Origin of the sequence: Leptolinea tardivitalis, from assembly GCF_001050275.1 — a bacterium.
GTDB lineage: Bacteria > Chloroflexota > Anaerolineae > Anaerolineales > Anaerolineaceae > Leptolinea > Leptolinea tardivitalis.
The window spans coordinates 1-20238 of the sequence record NZ_BBYA01000004.1 but is presented as its reverse complement, the minus strand read 5'-3'; the positions used below and the strand labels follow the sequence as shown (position 1 = coordinate 20238).

The 20238-nt window shown below is 46.5% G+C and carries 21 protein-coding genes; 5 read left to right on the top strand and 16 right to left on the bottom strand.

Annotated features, from left to right (window positions below; all coding sequences use genetic code 11):
- The first annotated feature begins 164 nt into the window (after nucleotides 1-164).
- Both LTAR_RS03445 and LTAR_RS03440 read left to right on the top strand, forming a co-directional pair.
- Entirely contained in the window at nucleotides 165-749 is a 585-nt protein-coding gene (locus tag LTAR_RS03445) for a hypothetical protein (protein WP_062420778.1), read from the top strand.
- Between the two features lie 271 nt (nucleotides 750-1020).
- The gene (locus tag LTAR_RS03440) at nucleotides 1021-1743 is read left to right on the top strand and encodes an alanyl-tRNA editing protein (RefSeq protein WP_062420777.1); all 723 of its coding nucleotides are present in this window, start codon (nucleotides 1021-1023) and stop codon (nucleotides 1741-1743) included.
- A gap of 4 nt (nucleotides 1744-1747) precedes the next feature.
- Here the strand turns inward: LTAR_RS03440 and LTAR_RS03435 are convergent, their stop codons facing one another.
- On the bottom strand, nucleotides 1748-3790 hold the full coding sequence (locus LTAR_RS03435) for a hypothetical protein (protein WP_062420776.1): 2043 nt from the start codon (nucleotides 3788-3790) through the stop codon (nucleotides 1748-1750).
- Nucleotides 3791-3898: 108 nt separating this feature from the next.
- Here LTAR_RS03435 and LTAR_RS03430 point away from each other — a divergent pair, with 108 nt between their 5' ends.
- On the top strand, nucleotides 3899-4495 hold the full coding sequence (locus LTAR_RS03430; protein ID WP_062420775.1) for a hypothetical protein: 597 nt from the start codon (nucleotides 3899-3901) through the stop codon (nucleotides 4493-4495).
- Between the two features lie 96 nt (nucleotides 4496-4591).
- Nucleotides 4592-6634 (top strand): excinuclease ABC subunit UvrB, encoded by a 2043-nt coding sequence (gene uvrB, locus LTAR_RS03425; RefSeq protein WP_062420774.1) that lies wholly within the window; start codon nucleotides 4592-4594, stop codon nucleotides 6632-6634.
- On the opposite strand, the gene LTAR_RS03420 is transcribed toward uvrB, so the two are convergent.
- From LTAR_RS03420 to LTAR_RS03345, 15 genes are all read right to left on the bottom strand, one after another.
- Nucleotides 6635-6940 carry an acylphosphatase gene (locus LTAR_RS03420; RefSeq protein ID WP_062420773.1) on the bottom strand — a complete coding sequence of 102 codons (306 nt, stop codon included), beginning with the start codon at nucleotides 6938-6940 and terminating at the stop codon, nucleotides 6635-6637.
- Complete coding sequence (locus LTAR_RS03415; protein ID WP_062420772.1) at nucleotides 6933-8030, bottom strand: HEAT repeat domain-containing protein; 1098 nt, start codon at nucleotides 8028-8030, stop codon at nucleotides 6933-6935. Before LTAR_RS03415 ends, LTAR_RS03420 begins: the two co-directional genes overlap by 8 nt.
- Before the next feature lie 14 nt (nucleotides 8031-8044).
- Nucleotides 8045-9133 (bottom strand): M50 family metallopeptidase, encoded by a 1089-nt coding sequence (locus tag LTAR_RS03410; RefSeq protein WP_062420771.1) that lies wholly within the window; start codon nucleotides 9131-9133, stop codon nucleotides 8045-8047.
- Nucleotides 9134-9229: 96 nt separating this feature from the next.
- On the bottom strand, nucleotides 9230-10207 hold the full coding sequence (mvaD, locus tag LTAR_RS03405; RefSeq protein WP_062420770.1) for a diphosphomevalonate decarboxylase: 978 nt from the start codon (nucleotides 10205-10207) through the stop codon (nucleotides 9230-9232).
- Between the two features lie 87 nt (nucleotides 10208-10294).
- Complete coding sequence (locus tag LTAR_RS03400) at nucleotides 10295-11473, bottom strand: hypothetical protein (protein WP_062420769.1); 1179 nt, start codon at nucleotides 11471-11473, stop codon at nucleotides 10295-10297.
- The gene (gene hisE / locus LTAR_RS03395; RefSeq protein WP_062420768.1) at nucleotides 11470-11745 is read right to left on the bottom strand and encodes a phosphoribosyl-ATP diphosphatase; all 276 of its coding nucleotides are present in this window, start codon (nucleotides 11743-11745) and stop codon (nucleotides 11470-11472) included. Before hisE ends, LTAR_RS03400 begins: the two co-directional genes overlap by 4 nt.
- Before the next feature lie 21 nt (nucleotides 11746-11766).
- Nucleotides 11767-12087: a phosphoribosyl-AMP cyclohydrolase gene (gene hisI, locus LTAR_RS03390; protein WP_062420767.1), complete on the bottom strand. Its 321-nt coding sequence runs from the start codon at nucleotides 12085-12087 to the stop codon at nucleotides 11767-11769.
- A 24-nt stretch (nucleotides 12088-12111) separates the two neighbouring features.
- Nucleotides 12112-12882 (bottom strand): imidazole glycerol phosphate synthase subunit HisF, encoded by a 771-nt coding sequence (hisF, locus tag LTAR_RS03385; RefSeq protein WP_062420766.1) that lies wholly within the window; start codon nucleotides 12880-12882, stop codon nucleotides 12112-12114.
- A 10-nt stretch (nucleotides 12883-12892) separates the two neighbouring features.
- A complete protein-coding gene (gene hisA, locus LTAR_RS03380; protein WP_062420765.1) occupies nucleotides 12893-13630 on the bottom strand; it encodes a 1-(5-phosphoribosyl)-5-[(5-phosphoribosylamino)methylideneamino]imidazole-4-carboxamide isomerase in 738 nt (245 codons plus the stop codon).
- Between the two features lie 21 nt (nucleotides 13631-13651).
- Complete coding sequence (hisH, locus tag LTAR_RS03375) at nucleotides 13652-14266, bottom strand: imidazole glycerol phosphate synthase subunit HisH (RefSeq protein ID WP_062420764.1); 615 nt, start codon at nucleotides 14264-14266, stop codon at nucleotides 13652-13654.
- 2 nt (nucleotides 14267-14268) lie between these two features.
- Nucleotides 14269-14901, bottom strand: a complete 633-nt coding sequence (gene hisB, locus LTAR_RS03370; RefSeq protein ID WP_062420763.1) for an imidazoleglycerol-phosphate dehydratase HisB — start codon at nucleotides 14899-14901, stop codon at nucleotides 14269-14271.
- Nucleotides 14898-16001, bottom strand: coding sequence for a histidinol-phosphate transaminase (gene hisC / locus LTAR_RS03365; RefSeq protein ID WP_062420762.1), 1104 nt, complete (start codon nucleotides 15999-16001; stop codon nucleotides 14898-14900). The genes hisB and hisC overlap by 4 nt, the downstream gene beginning before the upstream one ends.
- On the bottom strand, nucleotides 15998-17014 hold the full coding sequence (gene hisG / locus LTAR_RS03360) for an ATP phosphoribosyltransferase (protein WP_062420761.1): 1017 nt from the start codon (nucleotides 17012-17014) through the stop codon (nucleotides 15998-16000). Before hisG ends, hisC begins: the two co-directional genes overlap by 4 nt.
- A 232-nt stretch (nucleotides 17015-17246) precedes the next feature.
- Nucleotides 17247-18692, bottom strand: a complete 1446-nt coding sequence (locus LTAR_RS03350; RefSeq protein ID WP_062420759.1) for a sensor histidine kinase — start codon at nucleotides 18690-18692, stop codon at nucleotides 17247-17249.
- Nucleotides 18682-19377: a response regulator gene (locus tag LTAR_RS03345; protein ID WP_081419780.1), complete on the bottom strand. Its 696-nt coding sequence runs from the start codon at nucleotides 19375-19377 to the stop codon at nucleotides 18682-18684. The genes LTAR_RS03350 and LTAR_RS03345 overlap by 11 nt, the downstream gene beginning before the upstream one ends.
- Nucleotides 19378-19549: 172 nt before the next feature.
- On the opposite strand from LTAR_RS03345, the gene LTAR_RS03340 reads away from it, so the two are divergent.
- Nucleotides 19550-20002 carry a rhodanese-like domain-containing protein gene (locus tag LTAR_RS03340; RefSeq protein ID WP_062420757.1) on the top strand — a complete coding sequence of 151 codons (453 nt, stop codon included), beginning with the start codon at nucleotides 19550-19552 and terminating at the stop codon, nucleotides 20000-20002.
- The last annotated feature ends 236 nt before the right edge of the window (nucleotides 20003-20238 follow it).

Sequence of the window (20238 nt, the reverse complement as noted above, 5' to 3'; positions counted from 1 at the left end):
CGAGGGTCATGCAGTTTTAATGTGCGGAAATATTCCTGGACTTCTTCATTCGGATTGTTGTCTGGTTCAGGCAATATACCAGGGTATTTATATTCATTAACTTGCGAAATTTATCATATTGGTATACACAGGTAGATATGATTAACTCAAGGGCAAAGTATTGTATGAAAAAACTTTTCCTTGGCTTTACTTTTTTTCTTATCTCGATAGCCTGCCTGGCCGCGCCCACCCCCGATATTGGAGCGGTAGAAACAGAAGCGTCAAGACAGTTGACGGATATTGCCGCGCAGGAACCAACTGACGTCATTCTGCCGGATCTACCCACATTGGAACCTCCCGCTGTAGGCGCGCCTACCCGGATGGCAACGGCCACATTCGATATGCTACCCTCCCCGATGAATTTCATGGTGGCCACGTTACCTTCCAGTACCCCCAAACCAACAGCAACGAGTACACCCGATCCGAATATCATTGACCAACAGGTTAGTTATACAGTATCCGGTGATGCGGCTGTTGTCGAAATCACCTTCACCAACCGGGATGGCAATATCGAGAAAGACCTTTTTTCTCTGCCCTTTGAACAAACGAATACCTTTAAGCAGGGAACTACGGTTACTCTTTCCGTAAAGATCATCAGCGAAAGCGGCACAGTCACCAGCCAGATAAAATCGGCTGATAAAGTACTCTGTCAGAAGGATGCTACAGGGAAAGACCAGACAGCCGCCTGCACAGATGTTGTGGTGGAATAGAGTTGGATGATGAACGGCCGGAAAACATTCTAAAACCTGGTTCACAGAATTAGCAATCTACAATGAACATGCCTGGCAAACGGTTAGGGCACACGGTTGACATCTGTATGATCGCAGGTTTGAGCTTTCCGTCCTCTTAAACAGGGGAGAATGAACCTGCCATTACACGGTTTTAAACCAGGGAAAATATATCCACTCCAATAAAATGTTAAGGAATATATCCACCTGGATCGCTGTAGAATATAGGCATCACTTACCTGGAGCATGAATCATGACTGAACTTCTCTGCCATACCGATGCATACCTGAAAACCTTTAAAGCCACCGTCACGGCTGTTGACGAAGAATTGCATGCCATCATCCTGGATAAAACGGCGTTTTACCCGGGCGGTGGTGGACAATTATGCGACACCGGTACTATCACGGCTGACGGAACGGTTTATCCTGTCATCAAAGTCAAGAAATCACCGGAGGGTATTCTGCACGAAATTGATGCCGCAGCAGGTCTGCCGGCTGTGGGAACAATCATCAATGGCGAAGTTGATTGGGAACGCCGCTATAAAATGATGCGCACTCACACGGCCATGCATATTCTGTGTGGTGTGGTTTTCCGCGATTATGGCGCTCAGGTGACCGGCGGCGATATGGAACCGCTAAAAGGGCGGATGGATTTTGAATTTGAGAACCTGTCAAAAGATCTGGTAGGTGTGATCGAAGAGGCTGTGAACAAAGAAGTGGCTGCTGCCCGGGATGTCAGAGTCAAGATACTGCCGCGTGAAGAGGCATTTCAGATCCCGGATCTGATCCGTACCAAGATCAATTTATTGCCGCCCGGCATCCCGGAAGTACGCACCATTGAGATTGTGGGACTGGATCTTCAAGCGGATGGGGGTACGCATGTAGCCAATACCCGTGAAGTGGGACGGATGCGGATTGTTGATTACAAATCAAAAGGCAAGATCAACAAACGCATATACGTTGAACTGGACGAATAATCCGTCACGGAACTTTTGGGCAGTCCACCTGGTTGAAGAATTCGGCTGCCTGGGCAGGTAAGCCGGTGGATGAATCCATTTTTTCATAACGCTGCCACAGGCTGCATAATACGGGTGTCATTCCATACGTCAGGGTGTTGGCGGTGAGGCTGGTTTCGAGAGCCTTGTCTGCCATGCCGGTTTGCGCATAGCCTTCGATGAAGGGTAGATATTCCATGCCATTCTTGCTGCGAAGTCCCTTATCGGCGGCTTCTTTTGCGAGTTTTGGGATTTCTGTCCATTGCTGGAATTGTCGTGCCAGGTCGGCTTTCTGGTAGTAATAACACCAGTCATGGGATGGTTCGGCCCCGAACACATCACTCCTCAGAAGCGGCGAATTGCTTTCCGGAAGAATACGGTCTATGTTGGATATGGGCTGCATGTCTTTTTCAATGCCGCCGAGGTCTTCTGATAAACGGGGAGGGGCTGACGCGTAGAACGGATCAAGCACCCGCAGGCATTCTCGTCCGGCGGCAAAAGACACACCAAGAGTCTGGTCAGTCGTCCCGTTGAAATGGATATCCCGGAGGGAATAGTCAACCGGCAGGCCGGGAAGGTATTCTTTGAAATAATCTCCCTGGGCGCGTGGACCTATGAAGAACCAGTATTGGGCTTGCTTGCCGACCGGTTCTTTTGCATACATAGCATTCAGTGCAAACCCGACAGCGTAATCAGAGATAAAGCTGGTGGGCAGTTTGGGGGCCACGATGGCGGTGTTTGGTTTCAGATCAGGAATACGCCATTTCATCTGCCAGTAGTAACTGCGTTGGATTTCCCAGTTATCGGCGTATTTTTCGGCGGTCAACATTTGCGCATAGGCTGCCATGGCGACGAACACCGAGAGGACAACGGTTGTGCGGGTGCGGTTTTGAGTCAACCAGGCGGCGGCAGCCATCAGGAGTAAGGCCGATCCGGCCATTGGAGCCAGCGTGAACCGGTCTGACCACAGTCCGACCAGTGCCTGCCGGTTGGTGCTCCAGACAGGAAGTCCGCCCAGAAGCAGGAAAAGAACGGCTGTTATGAAGGCCTGGGGAATAAACCTATTATGCAGTGAGGGTTGATCGTCTGATTCTGAAGAGGTTTTCCAGAACCATAGGGCAACCACAAAAGCTCCTGCAATGGCAAGTAATAGTTGAAAGATTGTCCGGAAATCCAGTGTAGACGGTTTGAAGGCATCCACCCAGACGCTGAAGGCGGTGGAGAAGGTATCCTGCAGGGCAAATTGGACAAATTGCTTGATGGTGTCCAATGGATGGGACATCAATGAACTTAAGAGGGTGGGGGAATTTTCCACCGATAGACGCGGATAATACCCGAACCGCCAGACACCAAACAGGATTAACGGGAGAAGATACGGCAGCCAGGTTCGTAATGATTTGCGAAGACAGGGTTTTGATGGCAGATGTTCCCTGTTCTGGATGGCGAAGAAAAGCAATACCGGGCGAATCAGCTCTGAAGCGGCAAAATACTCCATCGTCAACATTTGGATCAATGAGAAAAGACAGGCCAGCGTGACCAACCAGAGCCGGTTTTTTTCATCAGAAAATGCCTTAAGCATGAGCCACAGGCTGGCAAAAAACAGGGCTTGTGAGATGAAATGCTGACTGTAAGCAATTGAAATAGTGGTTTGTGAAAAGCCGGGAAAAACTAATAAGAGCAGAGCTGCCCAGCGGCATTCCCATTTTTGTTCAGGCCAGATGATTGATAAAGCGGCAGCAAAAAACCATGCGGCGACAATCCGTACGGCGAGAGTAAAAACTTGCCAGGGCAGCGGTGAAACCCCAAGAATGGGTACAGTCAGCAGATACGTCCAAATTGAAAAAGGACGGTCAAACATAAAGTAATTCCAGTAGTCAACCGGCCTGTGCATCAGGTTTAGAAAAACAACCTGCCAGTCATCCCAGTAGATTCCCAGCCTGGAGAAATACGGCAGATAAATCACAGCATAGGTGAAAACGAGGATGATAGGGAATAACCAGGGGGTTTTCCAGGTGATTTTATTTTTCATGGAACCTCAATGTGAACTGACTAACGGCTAGATTGTATCCGAAATGCCGTCAAATCAACCGGTGAATCTGAATATGCTACAATCAACACGAAGAAAAGGACATCTGCCATGACCCGAGATCACCGTCATTTGCCACTGATTATCATCAGCCTAGTACTGGCTGGTTCGTCAATTATGTGTTCCATCTTTACCATGGGCAATTCGCAGAAAGTTTCTCCTGGCGAAAAATCCGCCACCATAACCAGTCTGCAATTAACGGTGGCAAAACTGGAAAAACAGGCAATCACACCGACAATTGAACCGACGGATCCGATTACGTTTCCCACAATGGTTAAGCCGGAGACCGGGAATATTTCTGGCACATTATCTTATCCATCAGAACAAATCCCACCACTCAGAATTGTGGCGATAAATATAAAAACCGGTGAATATTATGCCACCGAAGTGACAGATAATAATCTGTATGGTTTGGATGGAATTCCCACAGGAACATATCACGTCATTGCATACCAGCTTACAGAATCTGGAACAACTATGAATATGGCTGGCGGGTACACGAAATATGTCACCTGTGGAATGTCAGTGGAATGTACGGATCATTCTCTGGTTGATGTGGCTGTTGAAGCCGGGAAATTGACTACTGGTATCGATCCGGCTGACTGGTATGCACCACAAGGTACCTTTCCTCCCGACCCCAGTCAATAAATCCGCAAGATTTGCATACAATTCACGCTTATTCTTTGACCGTTTGTGCTAGAATATTTGTGCTGAATTGAGTGGATTGGAATTTAGAGGAATACTATGGATTTTAAACTGACCGCCCCTTATATTCCGACTGGCGACCAGCCGACGGCTATCGCTCAACTGGTGGATGGGGTAAAAAAGGGTATGCAACATCAGGTCTTGCTGGGTGCCACGGCCACTGGTAAGACTTTTACAATGGCCAATATCATTCAGGAACTTCAGATGCCGGCACTGGTAATGGCTCATAACAAAACCCTGGCTGCCCAGCTTTATGCCGAGTTTAAGGAATTCTTTCCGGAAAACGCTGTCGAATATTTCATCTCTTACTACGATTATTATCAACCGGAAGCCTATGTACCGCAACGGGACCTCTATATTGAAAAAGAGACAGATATAAATGAAGAAATTGACCGTCTGCGGCTGGCAGCAACTGCTGCATTGATGTCACGGAAAGATGTTGTAATAGTGGCATCCGTTTCTTGCATCTATGGTCTGGGTGATCCGGCTAACTATGGCCGCGTGGTTGTTCATCTAGAAACTGGCACCATCTTCCGGCGGAATGCTTTGCTGCGGCAGCTTGTGGAGAGTCAATATCAGCGTAATGATATGGAACTTCGGCCAGGAACTTTCAGAGTACGCGGTGATACCCTGGAAATTTTTCCAGCCTATGAGGAAAAAAAGATCTACCGGGTTACATTCTTTGGCGATGACATCGAGAAAATCACTGCACTGAACCCGGTAACCGGGGAAGTATATGATCACCCAATGTCCGTTGATATTTATCCAGCCAAACACTATATTGCCAATGAAGACCGATTGAAGAAGGCTATAAGTGATATTGAAGAAGAATTGGAAAATCAATTGGCGTATTTCAAGGCAAACGGCAAACTGCTTGAAGCGCAGCGCATTGAGCAGCGAACCCGATACGACATCGAAATGTTGAAAGAAGTCGGGTATTGTGCCGGTATCGAAAATTATTCACGTCATCTTGACCAGCGTCCTGCCGGGTCAGCCCCATGGACCTTGATGGACTATCTGCCGAGTGAATATCTGTTGTTCATAGATGAGTCACACATGACCATTCCGCAGGTTCGGGGGATGTTCAACGGCGATCAATCCCGCAAGAAAGTATTACATGAATATGGATTCCGGCTGCCGTCGTGTCTTGATAACCGGCCGTTAATGTTTGAAGAATTTGAGTCTCGCATGGGGTACACCATTTACACATCCGCCACCCCTGGTCCGTATGAACTGGGACGGGCGGAACAGATTGCCGAGCAGATCATTCGTCCTACCGGATTGATCGATCCGAAGGTGGAGGTCAGACCAACAAAAGGGCAGGTGGATGACCTGATCGCCGAGATTAACAAGCGGATTGCCCAGGGTGAACGGACGTTGGTCACCACGCTGACTAAGCGCATGTCTGAAGATCTGGCTGATTATCTGAAGGAAATTGGAATAAAGGTACATTACCTTCATTCCGAGGTGGATACACTGGAACGCGTCAGCATTTTACGCGATCTGCGGTTGGGCACCTATGATGTATTGGTGGGAATCAACCTTTTGCGCGAAGGACTGGATTTGCCGGAAGTATCTCTTATTGGCATTCTGGATGCTGACAAGGAAGGATTTCTGCGGTCGGGGACGGCCCTTATTCAAACGATTGGGCGTGCTGCCCGCAATGTGAACGGTACGGTCATCATGTATGCCGATAAAATAACGGATTCCATGAAGTTTGCCATAGAAGAAACCAACCGACGCCGCGAAAAACAATCGGCTTATAACCGAGAAAACAATATACAACCGGTAACTGTGATGAAAGCAGTACATGATCTGACGGAACGGTTGAGTCAGTCACCGAGTATTGCTGAGAAGAAAGCAGAATACCATGCCGGGCAGGGTGATGGTGCTATGCCTGTGAAAGAAATCCAGCGAGTCATTCATGAAATGGAAAAACAAATGAAACAAGCAGCAAAAGACCTGGAATTTGAAAAAGCGGCTGCCCTTCGCGATCAGATTTATGAATTACGTAATGAACTGGCGGATGCTACTGAGATGCCACCATGGAAAAAAATTCGACTACTGACCGGTGAAGACTGATCAGAAGGATGATCGAACGTCGAAAATTCGAAATTCGCCGAGATGTGGTTCCCAGTTTTCCCGCACTCTGGTGACATATGATGATCGTGGTCCTTGATGGAGGGCTTCCAGAAGCACATCCAAGACCTCCCGTTCACCTTCGGCCACCACTTCCACATCTCCTTCGGCGGTATTGCGAACCCAACCGGTAAGGTTAAGTTCCTGGGCGCGGTTAAGGACGAAATAACGGAAACCGACACCTTGAACATGCCCTTCTACCAGGGCATGCAGGCGGGCGGGATGGGTAAAAGATTTCGGTTCAATCATAGTCATATCGGGCTGATTGTTCGGAAGGAGGCTCTTGATCATAATCATCATTGCCATAGCCTTCTTCATCCAATTCATCTTCTTCATAGAGTTCATCATCTGAATCCTGATATGTAGAAGCATTCTGGCGCAGATCGTCAAGATCAAGGAAATCAAGTCCCAGCGAGCTGTCACCGTAACCGATGTTGTCTATGGCGTCTTCAATAAAATCTGCTTCTTCATCTGTGGCAGCATTATCCAAAAGTGATTCAAGAGCGGCATTGGCTTTTTCTCCACCGATTTCAGAAAGTGCCCAAATAGCGGCAAATCGCAATTCTTTATTGGATTCACCGGCATCAAGAAGCTCCAGCAGCGGTTCCACAGCTCGGGTGAGGTTCAAGGAGCCTGCAGCTCGTATGGCTTCAATCCGGACGACGGGATCGGGGTGAAAAAGACTGCGCAGGATGTGCATTTCCCATTCGTCCGAAGCCGATCGGCCCATGGCAACCAGTGAACTGGCAACCCAATCGGGGTCATTCTCTTCAAAAGCCTCGGAAATCAGGTTCACCATCTCTTTTCGGCTGGAATATCCCATGGCCTCCAAGGCACTGCGTCTCACCAGGTCGTCATCAGTGCCAGTGATTCGGGAAAGCAACACTCGCTCTATATGGGCCAATTTTTCAGCTGATATTTTATCGAGTTCACCTAGCAATACAAAAGGTCCTAATCCACCGGCAGCGGCAGCCCGAACAATCAACTGCTTGTCTTTTTCAAGCAATTTAATCAGACGTTCCACGATCCGTGGATCTTCCGATTCCCGGAGCAAACGAATGGCGGCAGTTCGGACGCGGGCATCATCGTCTGTTAGAAAGAAGACCGCCACGTCATCAAAGCAGGCAATTGTGGTTTTCTCATTGAATTTGATCAGGTCTTCCACCAGGTTAAGGCGGCGTTTTGGTTTTACATCTTCCCAGGTCTTCTTTAATAATGCTAGATCGGAAGATTGGATATCAGAAAATCGGGTCAGGTAGCTGGCGGGAAATGGCTTACCATTTTCCACCAGGGCATCGAGAACAGATTGAAATGGGATGGAATTGCTGTTTTGAGGCATGCGTGCAAAACCTATCAGGGAAGGATAATTCTGTTGGTAATATCCTGCGAGGTAATGTACACCATAAGAGCAATCAACGCAGCAAAACCAATCAGATGGACCATGTTTTCATATTGAGCGGGAACACGTTTGCGGAAAATCAATTCGGCCAGCACAAAAATGATACGGCCGCCATCAAGTGCAGGAATGGGGAGCAAATTGGTGAAACCAAGAGCAACCGAAATGATCCCTAGCAGCCAAAAGCGATTCATGGTATCTGCGGCTGTACTGGCGGGTTTGGATTCGGCTGTGATATCGCGGGATCTCACCTGTGAGTAAATGTCATACATGCCTACCGGGCCAACCATACGGGCATCTTCGGCGGCTACCTGCCCGCGCATCAGTTGAATGGGCATGGTGATGAGGGCGGCACCCTGGGCGCCTGTGGTGATGAGTGAATACGGAATTGCCTGGAATACTGAGATTGGTTTGATGGGATTGCCCATCACAATCCCAAGCGAACCCTGATTGGGTGGCGGATTTAATCTGGGGGTTGCTTTTACATTAATTATTTTGTCCTGCCGAATAAGAGACATGGTAATCTCTTTTCCCAGATTCGCCTTTACTATTGTGGAAAGCTGTGTAGTACTGGTAATTTCTTCCCCATTGACTCTGGAGATAATATCGTTCGCCATAATCCCGGCAGTCTCGGCGGGGGAATTTTTAGCGACTTCCATAATCTGGACAGTTTTTACATCCGGAGCTCCGGTACGGGTGAAAAGGATGGTAAAAATAATTATTCCGGTCAGGATGTTAAAAAACGGTCCACCAACCAGTACAACCAGGCGTTTCCAGGGGTTGGCTGCAGCCAGACCTCCCGGTACCTCCGGGTCATTTTCACCTTTCGGACGGACAAATGCGCCAAAGGGAATCCAATTTAGCGTAAATTCGGTTCCTTTCCAGGTGAACAATTTTACCAACCGGGGAGGAAATCCAAATCCGAATTCTTCTACTTCAATTCCAAATAGTCTGGATGCAATGAAATGGCCAAACTCATGCAGAAAAAGTAAAAGCCCAAAGGCAATAATAAATTCGAAAATCGTTGCTAAAAAAGTTAAATTCATTTCTATTCCTGATAAAAACGGATCAGGTAATAAATACCTGCTTTTTGTATTATAGCCATTTTAGCGGTAATTTGAATCGTTCTTATAAACTTTTAATTAATCCACCAGATGAGTCGGGCCGCCGACTCCAGCTGTAAGTATCTGTGTGATGCCTTCCATTTTTGTTAGCCTTTTTTCTACATCCGGGGCGATACTGGCAGGGCAAAGAATGTGGACATTCGGACCTGCATCCAGAGTATATGCGCAGGGTAGGCCATTTTTGCGCCATTCTGGTACTGCTTTAATGATGCGAAGCGATGCCGGTTCCCAGTAAAACAGGGGAGGTTTTGAAGTCATCATAACTGAGTGCATCATATCGCTATCCAGTTCCATTACGGCGGCCAGAGAATAAAAATCTTGATGAAGGATTGCATCTCGGCATAATGCTATGCGGCGGGGAGCATCTGAAACACGAGCATTCTGAAATGGACTGGTATTTGCAAGATTATGGCCTTCACTTGAACCGACTTTCTTTTCACCTGCCGCTACAACGGCGATTACATCGACCAGATTCCAGGCATTGGCGGGAGCGATGGACATTGCATACGAATCTTCATCTGTTGTACCTGGAAGCCATTCGACAAAGCCATCTGGAATGGAACGGCAGGCAGAACCAGAACCCCGACGGGCAAGACGAGACAGAGCTTTTTCATCCAAAGAAAGTCCGGCTGCCCTGCTGCCAGCCAACGCCAGTGCTGAGAAGGCTGCCGCCGATGAAGCAATTCCAGCGCCTGTGGGGAAATTGTTGGTACTTGTGACGCGGGCATGTAATGTCAAATCCGCCAGAGAACGAATTAAATCAAGGAAGGTGGAAACACGTTGTGTGGCATTACTGTCTGCTGGAGCTTCATTCAGAACAAATTGGTCGGCGGATAATGCAGGATCGAATTTAACAAGAGTGCGGGTCTCTAAACCGGCCAGATTCATGGAGATGGATCCATTTAACGGTATGCGCAAGTCAGAATTGAGGTTCCCCCAGTATTTAATAAAGGCAATATTGGGATGTGAAACGGCAGTGGCAGTTAGATCAGTCATAAATGGTTATCCTGGGATTGTTCTCACATCAGTTTACCATCGGATTCTGAACTGAAAATCAACAATCCTGGATTTTTTGAACAAGGATTATTCGATAATCTCGATTTGTTCGAGAGCGGCATTCACATCCGGTACAATATTCGCATCCAATTTCTGCAATTCGCTCACCTTATTGGGATCTGTAGAAATTCCCCATTTGGTCAACCGAACAGTGACCCCCTGCATTTCAAGCAGATCGACAGCCCGCATGGTTCCCCTGATCCCTACGGGCGAATCTTCAAAAATATGAACATCCAACTCCGGAAAGCCGTTATAGAAACTTGTTTCTTCATTATTTAATAGATCCCAACCGGCTTGAATGGATGGCAGCAGACTATTAGTTACCACCATGCCGATGGCGCCCAGAGCATGTACCGGGGAGGGTTTGATTAAGTCGACAGAGACACATCCCAACTGGTCAGCCGCATATTGAAGCTGCCCCTGACCAATTACTGGAAAACGATTCCAGCCCAACTGGTCAACAATAATATCGGCTTCTGGGGAAAATTCAATACGTCCCTCACCAGCCGGATAATTATGATAAGAAGGTCTGGCTGTAATAATGGCTGGATCCACAAGTCCATCCTGCCAACGTTTTTTCAGGGTGGTATTCCATTCATCTGTAATTAATTGAGGATCGATGATGTGCTCGGTAACCCGGTCAAAACAGATTGCCGGTAGGTAAAACGTATTCTCAAAGGCGTTTTGCCCGAGGAAAACTTCTTGAAAAACCCGGGTGATCAGATTCTGGTGCACATTTCGTGATTTTTGCAGAATACTGTCAAGAAGTGAGGTGCCTGAAAGACGGCCGAATGCCTGCCGTGCAGGACCGGTTTCGATCAGATACAGGACCAGATCACAATAAGTGAAACCGGATTTCTTCAGGCTTGGGAGCTGCCCCACAATCTCCTTGACATTAAATTCTGGTTTAGGTATCCCAGATTTTTTTACATATTCACAAAAAGAAAGTAAATCCGGTGGTATAGGCCAATTGGAATACTGTTCAAGAACGCTCTCAACAACGCTGGCGATGTAAATCGGGGCGATATCCCATTCACTGATGATCCCCCTGGATTCAAACCAGGCGATCGTTTCTTCTCCGGGATAGAGCTCCTTCCACCCCATGATCCTGCCGAAATAATTAATGGTGCTTTGAAGCGAAGCCCGGTATCGTCTGGGCTCAACCAGAACACCATCCATATCAAACAGAAAAATCGTCTTTTTCATCTATGGCGTTTTTCCAGTTCTCCCAAAATATCATCCGGTGTGACCTGATTTTGTGCCATGAGAACAAGAACATGATAGGTCAGGTCTGATACTTCTTCCACCAGACGTTGTTTCCCCTGGCCTTTTGCCGCTATTATAACTTCAATCGCTTCTTCCCCAACTTTCTTGCAGATTTCATCCTGACCAGCTTTGAACAAACTGGTTGTATAGGATGATGTTGTGGGATTTTCTTTCCGATCCAAGATTACTGCGTATAGGTCATTGATATTCATATCCACCTTGATCTAATATAACTATTTTAACTCACGATAAAAGCATGATGTATTACCTGTATGACATGCCGGACCGGCAGGTTTCACCTTAACCAGAAGGGTATCGGCATCACAATCCAGCCAGAGAGAGACGAGTTCAAGCGTATTTCCCGAAGTGGCTCCTTTACGCCATATCTCCTGACGGGAACGCGACCAAAAATGCACCTGTCTTGTTTTCACTGTTAACTGGCAGGCTTCTTGATTCATCCAGGCAACCATTAAAACCATGTTGGTTTCAGCATCTTGAACCACAGCCGGAATCAAACCATGGGAATCATATTTCAGGTTTTTAATCTGATCCATTTTATTTTTCCTGATTATTCATATTTATACCCGGCGAATCGGGATTTTTCGTTCAAAGAGAAAACTTTTAAGAGCAGGAATTGGCAAGATACCATCATGAAAGAGGGAAGCGGCCAATGCAGCTTCGGCTTTGCCAATTGTCAAAACATCGGCGAAATCCTGCTCTTTACCTGCACCACCAGATGCAATGACCGGGACGGCAACCGCTTCTGCTACAGAACGAGTCAGTTCTAAATCGTATCCATTCAATGAGCCATCACGATCCATACTGGTCAACAGGATTTCTCCGGCGCCCAACTCAACACCACGTCGGGCCCATTCAACTGCATCCAGATCTACGGGGGTACGTCCGCCGTGAATCGTCACACCATATCCTGAACGACTATGGTCAGTCTGTTTCCGGGCATCAATAGCCAGGACAATACACTGGCTTCCGAAGGCTTTTGCCCCGGCGGAGATCAAATCGGGATTCTGAACGGCAGAGGTATTGATACTGATTTTATCGGCACCAGCCAGAAGGAGATTGCGCATATCCTCAACCGTTCGGATACCTCCACCCACAGTAAATGGAAGGAATACGGCTCGCGCTACCTTGCGAACTACATCCAGACAGGTATCTTTACCGGCTGCACTGGCAGAAATATCTAAAAATACCAGTTCGTCCGCACCGGATTGGTCGTAAATCTTTGCCTGTTCCACCGGATCACCGGCATCTCGAAGATTTACAAATTGCACACCTTTTACAACACGGCCGTCTTTAATGTCCAGACAGGGAATAATTCTTTTTGTCAGCATGATTGGTCTCCTACCTGGCACATTCCAGTAATTCTGGTAATCCAAGCGTTCCTTCATACAAGGCCCGCCCGATAATGGCACCGGCTGCTCCGCCGGTTTTCAGGGCTTTCACCTCTTGTATGGTGGAGACTCCGCCTGAGGCAATTATGTTCATTTTTGTCTTTCGGGCGAGGGAAATGGTTGTCTCAAAATTGCTGCCCGATTGCATTCCATCCCGGTCAATATCTGTGTAAACAATCCACGCAAGCCCCATGGACTTCAAGTTATCTGCAAGATCAAAAACAGTGATCCCTGATGCCTTTTGCCATCCAGAAACCATGATTTCGTTCTTACGGCCATCCAAACTTACGCCAATTTGTTGTGTGTTAAATTCCGAAAGAAGCGTGCGGATATTTTCAGGTTCTTTCACAGCCATACTTCCCAGGATAGCCCGGTCGATACCATTGGATAGTACCGCCCGAACCTGATCCAGCGTATGTAATCCACCTCCAAATTGGATATGGGCTTTGAATTCCCGGGCAGTCTGAATAATTTTCGCAAGGGCAGATAAATTCGATGTGGATGATTCTCCGAAAGCACCATCAAGGTTGATAACATGCAGCCATGTGGCGCCCTGTTCCAGCATTGATCGAGCCACAATTTCAGGATCAGAACTGTAAACCTTTTGTTTATCGGGATCACCCTGACTGAGACGGACTACCTGCCCGGCGCGCAGGTCAATAGCAGGGAAAATGGTAAAAGCGGTCATTGGTCTTTCCTGTTACGTATTTTATAGTTTAAGAAAATTATTCAGCAATATCTGGCCCATTTTCTGGCTTTTTTCAGGGTGGAATTGAACTCCGTAAACAGATCCTCTGGATATGGCAGATGAAAATGGCTGTATGTAATCTGTCAGTGTCAGAGTATCGGTATCATCCAGAGGCTGGCAATAATAGGAATGGTTGAAATAAAAGTATGACCCATCTTCAATGCCTGTCAACAACGGGGAAGGTTTGGCGGCTGTTATATTGTTCCATCCGGTATGTGGCACTTTGAAAGAGGTTTGATCTGGAAAACGTGTAACTTTTCCATGAATAATCCCCAGACCAGAAAATTCACCCAATTCTTCTCCTGTATCAAACATGGCTTGCATTCCCACACAAATACCTAACAGTGGTACGCCAGATTGCGCAATTTGATGTACAGGCTCCGAAAAACCACGACCTTGCAGGCCTTCCATAAATTGCCGAAATGCCCCCACGCCTGGCAGAATTGTGCGTAATCCTTTTTTTAATTCAACCGCTTGAGAAACCAACACAATCTGCGCTCCCAGGTTGGTAAGAGCATTATGGACAGATTGAAGGTTCCCGGTTCCTGCATCAATCAACTGTACGGTTGTGCTCATGGTCAGACTGTCCCTGAGAAACCGATAGTCCCTTTGCTTGAGGGAACAACACCGGCTCTTCGCGGATCGATGCGGGTGGCTGTCAATATGGCTCTTGCCGCTGACTTGAAAATGGCTTCAGCCATATGGTGGTTATCCTGACCTTCAAGAACCCGGATATGAATATTACAGCCAGATGTGATGGCAAAAGATGACCAGAAATGTTCCAGAAGACTGGTGGGAATGGCTGCGATCGATTCCCCCTGCCATTTTGATTTGATCACACAATATGGACGACCGGAAAAATCCACACAGGTGAAGGCCAGGCTTTCATCCATAGGGACAGTGGCTTCCCCCATACGTACGATGCCTTTTCGGGTTCCGAGTGCACGTGAAAACGCTTCTCCCAATGTTAATCCCACATCTTCGATGGTGTGATGGTTATCCACATTAAGATCACCGGCAGCCTTGATGTCAAGGTCAAACAGACCGTGACAGGCCAGTTGATTTAACATATGATCGAAGAATCCGATGCCTGTTTTAATATCACTTCGACCGATTCCATCCAGATTGATCTGGATGTTTACATCGGTTTCTGATGTTTTGCGTTTTACAGTTGATGAACGAGATATATCTGATTTTGTTTCCACAGTCATAAAATTCCCTCCAATTGATGAATTAACTCATCTGTATCTTCTGGTCTTCCTACAGAGATGCGGATGCAATCTTTCAGAAGAGCATTATCATAATGCCTGATAAAAACACCTCTGGATGCCAGTTTTCGTTTTATCTCTATGGCGGAGACATTTTTAGTTTTGCATAAAATGAAATTCGATTGTGATGGATAAGGTTGAAGTGTGGGTAGCGACTGCAATTTGGTAAATAGACGGGCACGTTCCTGTTGAATTCTGGCGACATTACCGGCAAGATATGCATCATCAGACAGGGAAGCCAAAGCAGCGGCAGATGCGGCAATATTCACATTGTATGGCTGTTTGGCTTTCCAAAGTGAATCCATCAGCCAGGATGGAAAGGCGCCAAATCCAACACGCAAACCTGCCAATCCAGCCCATTTACTAAAGGTTCGCAGAACCACCAGATTTTCACGTTTGGGTGTCTGTGTAATGATGGATCGGCTGCGGCCTAAATCAAGGTTTTGCTGGGTAAATTCAATATAGGCTTCATCCACTACAACCAATGTATGAAGCGATAACAAAAAGTCAATTTCCTCGCCGGTCAGCAATCGTCCGTCAGGATTGTTTGGGGAACAGGCAAAGATGATTTTCGGTTTATTCTTTCGGACAGCTACCTCGATTGCTTCCTGATCGAGTGAAAAATCTGCATTTCTCTGGATGCTAATACATGTGCCATAGTTCAAGAGAGTGTCAAAACTGTACATCCCGAAAGTGGGAACACAATTAATTACACAATCACCCGGTTCCAAAAGGACCCGTACCAACAGATCAATCAATTCATCTGCTCCAGAACCAGCCAGCAGATTTTCCATTGGGACTTTATGAAAGTTGGATAAACCGTCACGCAGTTTTCGGCTTTCCGGATCGGGGTATATATTGACCAGATCAAGCCGGGCGAGAGCCTCTTTCACCAAAGGTGACGGCCCATAGGGATTCTCGTTGGCATCCATCTTGACAATCTTTTCTGCCGGGATGTTCAGGCGGGCAGCCAATACGTCGATGGGTTCGATAGGAATATAGGCCGGCATTTCTACTATCCGTTTTCCGATACTGGCAGTCATGATTGATACTCCATCAATGTTTTCAATAAAGCTGTGTACCTGGGAGGTTCTTCATCAAAAATATATTTCACAGGTGTTACCACCACACCGCTGCCGCCAATGGAGCGAAGCTCTGTAATTGCCTGGAACAGATTACTCCGTTGAACAATGATATTAACGGCATACCAGTTTTCACCCGGCTCACGCACGATCACTCTAGAAATTGTAGGACCCTGCAAACCGGGGATATGACAGGATTTGAAAATCGATTCGGCGATTGCTTCCGGTGATTCTCCGCGTATATTGGCAAAAATGGAGAGGTTCTCGTTAGCTCGAAGGTGGGCTTCAAAAAATTCCAGTAGAAAACGAGCTGCCTGTAGAGCTTCGGGTCTGTTGACCAGAGAATCACGGTTTGCAATGAGTACTGCCTGTGAATTCAGAAGGCAGCCATCGGGAAGAGCCACCAGACGATTGTCTCGCAATGTTTGTCCTGACGAGACAATATCACAGATCATGTCGGCGTACCCGATGGATGGAGCAGTTTCCAGGGTGCCTTCTGCTGGGATCAAGATGTGTTCAATATTTTTTGATTGTAGAAATTTTCCCGTAAGCTCCGGGTATTTTGTAGCCACCCGAAGTTTTCGGTTAAAAGTTTTCACTTTTTGGGCTAAAGTATCTACAGTGGAAACATCCGACCAGGCTTCTGGAACAGCCAGATTCAGACGGCATTGACCGAAATTGAGTGCATCATGAATCACGAGAACTTCGTTCTGGTCACCTTTGCGCTCTTCCACCACATCCAGACCGGTTATGCCGAAATCGACTGTCCCTTCACGCACACTGACCACAATATCCGGCGGCCGTTGGAAGAGGACACGTACAGACGGGAGTGCCGGGATAACGGCTTCATATTGCCGGGGATTGGGTCGGTAGACTGTCAGACCGCAATCAGACATAAAATCCAATGTTTCTTCTGCTAATCTGCCTTTGGACGGAAGTGAGAGTCGAAGGTCGGTTGTTTCGCGATTGAGCATTATGTATTCCCTTCTGGATAAAAAAATCCCCCGGTTGACCGGGGGTTGATGTTTCTGCCTTATGGTAAACGAAAACAGCTCCGCCGATCAATTGGGGGAGAAATTGTGATGATGATGCAAGGCAATACAAATCTGTTCCATATAAATGAAATTATAAGGGAACGATGGCCCTTGTCAAGGAATAACGAAAAATTGATTTCTCAGATGGGATTATTCTTCAATTTAATGACATTCATTTACTGGAAAGCAATATCTTAAATCGTGAGCCATAATCTGGTTTATTAATGCCGGGAAAAACAGGACTTTCAACGGTGATCTTCCCACCGTGGGCTTCAACCAGCCTTTTCACGATGGCCAATCCCAGGCCGGCTCCTCCACTCAACCGTGTTCGTGATTTATCCACCCGGTAAAAACGGTCAAAAATATAAGGAAGATCTTCTGAAGAAATCCCAATCCCTGAGTCTGTTACACTGATCTCCAATTCATTATGTGTCGGATGATAGACGGCATCAACGATGATTTCTCCATTTTCCGGTGTATATCGAATCGCATTACTCAGCAGGTTGTTGAGAATCTGTGTAAAACGGTCAGGATCCAGCGACCAATCTGGAAGCCCGATTGGCAGATTCGTTTTCAAAGTGATGTTCTTGGGAATTGCCAGTGGTTTTAGGCTGTCCACAGTTTTCTGAATAAACTCTGAAGGCGAGAGAGAGATCTTATCCAATTTAAGATGACCTGTCTCTGCCAGTGAAAGCAGGCGCAGGTCGTTCACCAGACGGTTCAGTATGGTTGTTTGATTATGGAGAATTTCAAGTTGTTCATCATCCAGAGGAAGAATCCGATCTTGCATGGCTTCTATCGTTCCCTGAATGGCTGTAAGAGGAGTACGCAATTCATGGGCAATATCTGCCATATAATGAAGACGACTTTCTTCTGCTTTTTCAAGACTTTCCGTCATCTGATTGAAAGAATGCGCAACTTCGGCAAATTCGTCATGTGATTTGATGGTAACTCTCTGGTGGAAATTGCCATTTCCCACTTCCACGGCAGCTTTTTTTAATTGACGCAATGGAGAAGTAAACTGGTTGAAAAGCACAGCTCCAAGAATAATGGAAATAATGGCGCCGGCAAGAATGGAGAGAATAATGGAATGATTCACCGAATTAATAAATTCGGCTGCCGGTGTTCCGCTTCTCATCGATTCTGAAGAAACCAGGATCGTCCCTACCTGTTGATTCTCCAGAGAAATGGGAGTTCCGGATTGCAATTCTGTATCGGGTAATTTTTTCCCAGTCAGTTCAGCGGCTGAATCAAACAACACATTTGAATTGGCATCTGACAGGATCAATCGCTGGGTAGATTCCATCATGCCGCCCATGACGATTGGAAAACCCGTTCTTCCGTTTTTTCCCTTTCCCATCATCATGCCGGAATTATGGTTTCCTCTGGTGAATTCAGATGTTAGAACCTCATCAATTCCCTGCCAGCTGCCATTGGATTGGTAATAATCTGCCAGGTTCTCTGCCAATCGTTGAGTCCATGTTTGACGATTGTTGTCTGAATATCGAACAAACGCTTGTTTGGTAGCCTTTGTAGTTGCGGTAAAGATAATCAGAGCGCAGATTATGATCAGCAGAAAAAAAGCTCCCATCAATTTGACAATTAGACTATGACGCATGTTCGCTCACTTCAAATTTGTACCCAATACCGAAAACTGTTTGAATATATTGTGGTTTTCGTGGATTGGGTTCCAGCTTGTTCCTCAAATTTTTTATATGAGTATCAATGGTCCGATCATATCCTTCAAATGATTCCCCAATAGCGCTCTCGAGCAACTGCGCACGAGTGAATACCCGCTTTGGCTGTCTGGCCATGGTAACCAACAGGTCAAATTCGGTTGGAGTCAGGTCGATAATCTGGTCAGCCAGTCGGACAATATGTTTGTCGATATCAATAAAAAGATTTCCAACGCGAATAGTCTCTGGTCTGGCGGCATCACCGGAAACGCGGCGAAATATTGTCCGCACACGGGTGACAATCTCACGAGGGCTGAATGGTTTGACTATATAATCATCCGCTCCCAGTTCGAGGCCGATTATTTTATCTGCTTCTTCCGAACGAGCTGTTAACATTAGTATGGGGACATTTGATTTTTCGCGAATGGCTTTGCAGACTTCCAGACCGTCCATCCCAGGAAGATTCAAGTCGAGAATGACAAAATCGGGTTTTTCTACCATAGTAATTGAAAGGGCATCTTTCCCGTTCCCGGCACAAAGTACCCGATAGCCGGCATTTTCGAGATACCCTTTCAGAACCCGGATAATCTGGGGTTCATCATCCACGATTAGTATGTTCTTATCCACAGAAGTCATAGGTATAGGATAATCAAGGAATTTGAAGAAATTGTGAATATCATGTAATCTATTATCTAATATTTTCTCGATTCGATATAAAATCTACATCGGAAGTCCATGAAACGTATTGCATAATAATCCATCTAAAATACATGAACATTTTTGCCAGCAGGAGAAGACAATGACGACTTCACAAAACCGGAAAAAGAAAAAAGCAGAAAATACGAACCGTATCTGGTTATGGATTGCAGCAGGTGTAATTATTGTAATTCTGGCTGTCATTTTTCTGATTCCAGGAACACAAAAAGGTACAGGAAAAATGGCTGCTGAGATCAACGTTGCGGAAGTGGCAAAATTACGAGATCAGGGTGCATTCATCCTTGATGTGCGGGAGCAAAGTGAATGGGATGAGTTGCATATACCAGGTGCTACATTGATACCTTTGGGAACTTTACCAAACGAACTTACAAAAATACCCAAAGACAAAACTGTCGTGGTTGTTTGCCGAACAGGCCGTCGAAGTGCACAGGGGAGGGATATTCTTCTGAATGCAGGATTTGAAAATGTGACCAGTATGGCCGGTGGTGTGACAGAATGGAAAGCCAGCGGATACCCGATCGAAACAGGTAAATAAAACCCGGAGAAAAATCTGTTAATCATAAACGGCTGCCATTCATTGGCAGCCGTTTATTGATTCTCGCATTGCCTCAAATTAAAAGTAACTTTAGGAGAAACGTTGCCTCACAATAGATGTTACCTTGGGCAGAGAATAGAGAGCTGCCGAGGGAGCTATGATGAGTCAACAAAGCAAGCGAGAATTAGTAGAAACCATCCGACCCCGCTATCAAAAAGGGAACAAAACAGAAAAAG